Genomic DNA, 3,408 nt, shown 5'->3' with positions numbered 1-3,408 from the left:
CTGGAACATCCCCATCATGCCGATGGTGGGATTGCTGATGGGCGGCTTGGTCTTCGGTGTTGCTGCGACGTTTCTGCTGTCCTGGGTGTGGGGCCTGGTCGCTGCCTCCCCATTCCTGATTGCCCTCATCGCCTTGAGGGTGGTTGGCCTGATCGATCCTCAATATTTGCGCCGCGTCCGCTTTGCGCTGCGGCGTCTCCGGCTGAACCTCAAGTACGGCAAACCGTTGTTGCTGACCCCCATTAATCCGCAATGGAGCAAATTCTATGGCGCACGATTTTCACAAAAGCGTTATGCCAGCGGAGGACAAAGTGCCGCTGATGGGCTATCCGGTAGACGAGCTCATGACAACCCTGTCAGGCAATCGCCTGGTGAGCCTGATCCAGCTCAAGGGGGTCTCCCCTGAGACTCGCAGTGATGAAGAACTGATCCGCCTGTGCGAGACCCGCAACCGCTACTTTCTGGCGTTGGGCAAGAAAGAAGGGAAAAACCTGTTGGTGCACACCTACACCACCAAGACAGGCATCGAGCTGGACACGCAGTACACGATGCCGCTACCTGCCCTGCAGGACTTCGTAGACGCTTATACCGAACCGTTTCGCAACGGCACCTTCTATCAGGTCGGGTACAGCATTGCCCTGATCCTCAAATACCGCGAGGTGGATGAAGGGATCGAGCGCATGAGCGACCTGTTGTCGCTGTCCTCTACGTTGCTGGCCGAATATGACCCGGTCATCATGGGGCTGGAAGAAAACGAACACGGTGCATTGTTCTCGCAGATCGGGCGCTACTACAGCCTGCTGCTCAATGGTCATGAGAAAGACGTGCTGGTCAGCGACACCCGCCTGGGTGACGCGATCATTGATAGCGTCACCAACTTCGAAAACTACGATTTTGTCGAGAACCGGCCCAATCGGGGTGGCCAGCGCTTCGCGACTACCTTTGACCTGCGCGACTACCCCAGTGGCGGGACCTACCCCGGTATGTGGGACGAGGCCATCGAGCAGCAGTTCGAGTTCACCCTGGTGCAAACGTTTCTGTTCGAAGACCGTAACAAGGCCAAGGACAAATTCAAAAAGCACGTGGCGGACCTGGGTTCTGTGGAGCGCGATTCCAGGCAGACCGAGGAGCTTGAAAATGCCATCGATGCCATCACACTGGGCGATAAGGCGTTTGGTCGCTATCACGCCTCGCTGATCGTTTTCGGCAAGACCCCGGATCAGGCCATCGAGAACGGCACGAAAATGGCCTCGGTGTTTACGGTGCGTGACGCGACTTTCGTGCGTTCGACCATGAGCAACATCGACACCTGGTACACACAGTTCCCCGGCGTGACCGAGGCCATGTACCCCATGATGAAATCGACCGAGAACCTGGCGTGCAGCTTTTCCCTGCACTCCACTCCCACGGGCAAGGTCAAGGGCAACCCCATCGGTGATGGAACGGGCGTGATGCCGGTGCTGACGGTCAACAAGGCGCTGTATATCCTCAACGTGCATGACAGCCCGCCCGGCCAAAACAACCTCGGTGAAATGCTGCCAGGTCATGCGGTCTTCACGGGCCAGACCGGGGTGGGTAAAACCACCGCTGAGGCCACCCTGCTGACCTTTCTCAGCCGCTTCGATCCGCTGATATTCAGCATCGACTACAACGAGTCGCTGAAACACCTGCTGTGTGCACTGGGGGCCGAGTATTACACCGTGCAGCTGGGGCACTTCACCGGCGTCAACCCGTTCCAGTTTCACGACAGTCCGGGGTTGCGGCAAATGCTGTTTGACCTGGTGCTGTGCTGCGCCGGTGGCCCTGCGAAAACCGACGAAGCCGACCAGCGCATGATCAAAGATTCTGTCGAAGCGGTCATGGCGCACACCAACGTGCGCAATCGCAGCATGTCATTGCTGCTGCGAAACATCCCTGAGCAAGGCGAAAACTGCTTGCGGACCCGGCTATCGAAATGGTGTCGCCTGGCCGGTGAAGGTCGTGTAGGGCAATACGCCTGGGTACTGGATTCGCCTGTCAACCAGTTCGATGCGCAGACCTACCGGCGACTGGCCTTTGACTGCACGCAGTTGCTCAAAAACGACTACGCCCAGAAGCACCCCGAGGTCATGGAAGCGTTTCTGAACACGCTGTTCTACATGAAGCGCGAAATGCACGAAGCCCGCCCCGGCAACCTGCTGCTGAACGTGGTGGCCGAGTACTGGGCACCGCTGTCCTTCAAGAGTACGGCAGACGCCATCCAGGAGGTTCTGCAAAGCGGACGCATGCGCGGGGAAATCCTGATCATGGACACCCAGTACCCCGAGCAAGCGCTGGCGACGAAGTATGCTCCGGCGGTCATTCAGCAGGTGACTACCCCCATGTGGTTGCCCAACAAAAACGCCCAGGCCGAGAGCTACGCGAAGTTTGGCGTCACGGGCAAGCTGTTCGACACCGTGCGTGCCATGGGGAAACTCAGCCGGGAAATGGTGGTGCAGCAGGGTCACCAGACGGTGAAGCTGAAGATGGAGCTGGGCGGCCCCCTCAAGTACTGGTTGCCGTTGCTGTCGGCCACGAAAATGAACCTGGCGGTGGCCGAGCGTATCCGGCAACACCTGGGCACGACCGATCCCAAGGTGTGGGTCGATGCGTTTCTGGTGGCCGAGGCCGTGCGCCAATGGTTGAACACCGACGATCCCGCTGTATGGCTGCCCGCGTTCGACTACGCCGAGAACCTGCGCCAGTCCATGAACACGCGAGATGCACAGCGCTGGATGCCCGCCTTCCAGAAGGCCTGGAAAGCCCTTCAGGAACACAACGAAATGGAGGTTTCATCATGAACAAACACGTGATGGCTTATGCGCTGAGCGCGCTCATGTTGACCGCCGCCCTGCCTGCTGCCCACGCCGCAGTGCCAGGCGTTCCGGTCCTGGACCCGTCTACCCTGCTCACGCTGAGGGCGAATGCGTTGGCCCAGGCCAAGCAGGCGATGGACGCGCTGACCACGGCCAAGGACGCCATCCGCGAGACCGCGCAGCAGTACAACCACTACAAGAGCATCATCACCGGCAATGACATGTTGGGTGGGTTTCTGAACGATCCCGCCTTGAACAAGGTGATGCCCATGGGGGACTGGGCCGATGTCTACGGCACGGCACGGGACATCGCCAGTTTGCGTGACCGCTACGGCTTAACCTCGGATAATGCCAGCGTGCAGCAGAAATTCGACCAGATGATGTCGGTTGCCGATGCGCTGGAGCGCAATTACAACGCCAGCACCGAACGGGTCAAGAACGCCGAGTTCCTGCGGGCACGGCTGAACGAGGTGACGACCCCACAGCAGAAGGAGGATTTACAGCTGCGCTACCAGCAGGAGTTGATCGAGCTGCAAAACCAGCAGATGCGGCTGGCCAACATGCAGATGCTTCA

3 protein-coding genes are annotated in these 3,408 nt (G+C 59.1%); all 3 read left to right on the top strand.

Going from position 1 to position 3,408, the window contains the following annotated elements:
• Window positions 1–406 (top strand): conjugal transfer protein (locus tag KDX37_RS28815; RefSeq protein ID WP_231656579.1); only part of this gene is annotated, 406 nt, incomplete at its 5' end.
• A complete protein-coding gene (locus KDX37_RS28810; protein WP_231656578.1) occupies window positions 345–2,819 on the top strand; it encodes a VirB4 family type IV secretion system protein in 2,475 nt (824 codons plus the stop codon). The genes KDX37_RS28815 and KDX37_RS28810, both read left to right, overlap by 62 nt.
• Window positions 2,816–3,408: P-type DNA transfer protein VirB5 (virB5, locus tag KDX37_RS28805; RefSeq protein ID WP_231656577.1), on the top strand; the 593-nt coding region annotated here is incomplete at its 3' end. The genes KDX37_RS28810 and virB5, both read left to right, overlap by 4 nt.

This window comes from Pseudomonas californiensis (genome assembly GCF_021147775.1).
In the GTDB taxonomy this organism is placed as follows: domain Bacteria; phylum Pseudomonadota; class Gammaproteobacteria; order Pseudomonadales; family Pseudomonadaceae; genus Aquipseudomonas; species Aquipseudomonas californiensis.
This window is presented reverse-complemented; position numbering and strand designations above follow the sequence as displayed.

What these genes read in the sequence shown, in the direction of transcription:
- KDX37_RS28810 (WP_231656578.1), top strand. Translation starts at nt 345, where the DNA reads ATGACAACCCTGTCAGGCAATCGCCTGGTGAGCCTGATCCAGCTCAAG.